Below are 2,949 nucleotides of genomic sequence, written 5' to 3'. Positions count from 1 at the left end.
GGCGCCCTCGGTGCCGTCGCCGGTGCCGTTGCCCCGGCCGGCGACCACGGTGGCCAGCGGCTGGACGCCCTGGCCGAGGTGGGTGACGCCCTGGACGACGGCCGCGGGAAAGACGGCTGCGGGAAAAGAGAAGAGCCGCGTACGGTCGCCCTCACCGACGTCCGTACGCGGCGTCTCCGCCTGCCGGGGCGCTCTGCGCACCGCTCACGCCCGTCCGCGTGTCATCACGGCCGCGGCCTCCCCGGCGGCACTGCTCCCCGTCCCCAGGGGATCAGTGCCCGTTCTGTGGCCGACCCCGTCGGGGCCGGCGTGATCTCAGCGGCCGATCAGATCGGCGACGGCCTGAGCCTGGTTCGCCATCTGATCCCAACCGCCGAAGAGCAGCACCAGCAGCACCGCGCACGGCAGGGCCATGGCCAGTGCCACGGCCGGGTGCCTGGTGGGCTGCTCGGCCGACCGGGACTGGACGACGGCCGACCGACGGCGGGGGTCTCCCGTGAGCTGCGGTGCCATGCCCTTACTCCTGTGGTCCGGTCGAGTTGGCGCGGTGAACGGCTTACCTCGGGGGACGAGCTCCCCGTCCACCGCTGAACACAACGCTATTGCTCAGGGGGCCGTCCGGGCGTCATGCCGTCGTACTGTTCCTCGGGCATCCCGGAGGATGACGCTCAGACTTCAGGCGTACTACCGCAGGGGGAGGGAGCCTTGGCCGCACCCCCGGGGGAACCCTGAGGGGCAACCCCGAGAAACGCTTCGGCACCCCTATGACCTGCGGGTCAGCGCACGATCCGACAATCACACGGCTGCTTGAGGTGTTGCGTATCAGCACACCGCAGGGGGCAGTCCGTAAGCTGTGCCAGACAGGAACTGACGATGTCCCAACCGACGGGGCCTCACCCACAGGCTGACGGGGAACGAAACATGGCGATGATGCGGCTGAGGCGTGAGGACCCCCGCATCGTCGGGCCGTACCGCCTGCACCGGCGACTGGGCGCCGGCGGCATGGGCGTGGTCTACCTCGGCTCCGACCGCCGCGGACAGCGCGTCGCCCTCAAGCTGATCCGCGCCGAACTCGCCGAGGACCAGGAGTTCCGCACCCGCTTCGCCCGCGAGATCGCCGCCGCCTCCCGCATCCGGGGCGGCTGCACCGCCCGCGTCGTCGGCTCCGACATCGAGGCCGACCGCCCCTGGCTCGCCACCGCGTACGTGCCCGGGCCCTCCCTCTACAAGCAGGTCGGCGACGAAGGGCCGCTGAGCTGGCCCGAGGCCGCCCGGATCGGCGCCGCACTCGCCGACGGGCTGGTCAAGGTGCACGAGGCCGGGGTCGTCCACCGCGACCTCAAGCCCTCCAACATCCTGCTCTCGCCGCGGGGCCCGCGCATCATCGACTTCGGCATCGCCTGGTCGCGCGGCGCCAGCACCCTCACCCACGTCGGCACCGCCGTCGGCTCCCCCGGCTTCCTCGCGCCCGAACAGGTCCGCGGCGCCGCCGTCACCCCCGCCACCGACGTGTTCGCGTTCGGGGCCACCCTCGCCTACGCGCTCACCGGTGACACCCCGTTCGGATCCGGGGCGTCCTCCGAAGTCATGCTCTACCGGGTCGTCCACGAGGAACCCGACCTGTCCGCCGTACCCACGCCGCTGGCACCGCTCATCCGCGCCTGTCTCGCCAAGGAACCCGCCGAACGGCCCGGCGCGGCCGCGCTGCACGAGCGCCTCAGCGAACTCGCGGCGCGCGGGGCGGCAGCCGGAACCGCCACCCGGGCCGCGCGGCCCGGCCACGGGCGGGCGGCGGCACCCGCCCCGGCGGGCCCGGCGGCCCAGCCCGCCCCCGACGGCGCCCGGCACGGTGTGCCCGCGCCCGGGCGCTCCCCCGAACCCGCCGCCCCTGCACGGTCCCGGGCCGCCGCGGCGGCCGCGGCCCGGCGCTCGCAGGCGGCCACCGCCCCGCTCCCCCGGCCCGAGGCCACACCGGTGACCCGCCCGCTGCGGGAGCGACCGCACACCCCACCCCCCGGCCGGCCCGGCACCCGCGACCGCGGGCACCCCCGGGACCGCCAGCACACCCCCGCCCCCGGCGGGCGGCCCGGCAACGCGCGGCAGCGGCTGCTGCGGCAGCGGCTCGTGGTCTTCGTCACCGTGACGCTCGGCGTCGCGCTGGCCATCGCGGCCGCCCAGGGGTGCGAGAACCGCAGCAAGCAGGGCCTGCGGCCCTCCGGTGGGTACACCGCCAGTGCGCCCGCCGCGGGCGGCGCGCAGGCCGTGACGGGGACCTCGGTGGACGGGGCCGCCGCGGCCCAGCCCCCCGCCGCCCAGCCTCCGGCCACCCCGTCCGCCGCGGCTGCGGCCGCACACGGCGGCGCGGGCGACAGCCCGTTGGCGCCCCCGTACGGACCGGGGCCGGTGGTGGACTGGCCCAACCGCAGCTACCCCGACGGGGCCGGCGGGCCCGGCATCGCGCTCCGGGACGGCCGGTCGGTCGGGGCCGGCCCGCAGGTCGTGCTCAGCTCCGTGCTGCCCGCCCGGTACAAGGGCGCCCCGGCAGCGGTCGTCGTCCTGCGGCGGGCCGAGGGCTCGGTGCCGGTCGACCTCGTCCAGCTCTTCTCCTTCACCGGGGACACCCCGGTCGCCGCCACCTCCCGCACCTCGGCGGCCGACCCGCAGGCGACGGCCACCTGGCGGCTCGACGGCGGGACGGTCGTCCGCGAGGAGCGGGTCGCCGCGACCGGCGCGACCACCTCGACCCGCTACACCGTCCGTGCCGACGGCACCCTGGACGAGTCCTGGCCCGGCGCCTCCGGCCCCGCCACCCAGCCCCCGGCCGCCGCTCCGGCTCCGCCCACCGCCGCGGCGGGCTGAGCACGGGAAGGCCGCGGCGCGGGAAGTCGGCCAGGCCGACTTCCCGCTTCCCGCTTCCTGTGTGATGAGAGCTCCCGCCCCCGGGGAGGC

General features: G+C 76.5%; 1 protein-coding gene and 2 pseudogenes. 1 reads left to right on the top strand and 2 read right to left on the bottom strand.

Going from position 1 to position 2,949, the window contains the following annotated elements:
• Together AB0O82_RS38570 and AB0O82_RS38565 are read right to left on the bottom strand one after the other, a co-directional pair.
• Positions 1–93 (bottom strand): annotated as a pseudogene (locus AB0O82_RS38570) (glutamine amidotransferase); the annotation flags it as partial.
• Positions 94–315: 222 nt separating this feature from the next.
• Complete coding sequence (locus tag AB0O82_RS38565; RefSeq protein WP_363589710.1) at positions 316–513, bottom strand: hypothetical protein; 198 nt, start codon at positions 511–513, stop codon at positions 316–318.
• Positions 514–921: 408 nt separating this feature from the next.
• Here AB0O82_RS38565 and AB0O82_RS38560 point away from each other — a divergent pair.
• Positions 922–2,199: pseudogene (locus AB0O82_RS38560) on the top strand (serine/threonine-protein kinase); the annotation flags it as partial.
• Between the last annotated feature and the right edge of the window lie 750 nt (positions 2,200–2,949).

It is taken from the genome of Kitasatospora sp. NPDC088264, assembly GCF_040685715.1.
Classification (GTDB): domain Bacteria; phylum Actinomycetota; class Actinomycetes; order Streptomycetales; family Streptomycetaceae; genus Kitasatospora.
Note: the sequence above shows the minus strand (reverse complement) of the source record. Positions and strands in the feature narration are given on the sequence as shown.

Coding starts and splice junctions, on each gene's coding strand:
- AB0O82_RS38565 (WP_363589710.1), bottom strand. CDS start 513: ATGGCACCGCAGCTCACGGGAGACCCCCGCCGTCGGTCGGCCGTCGTC.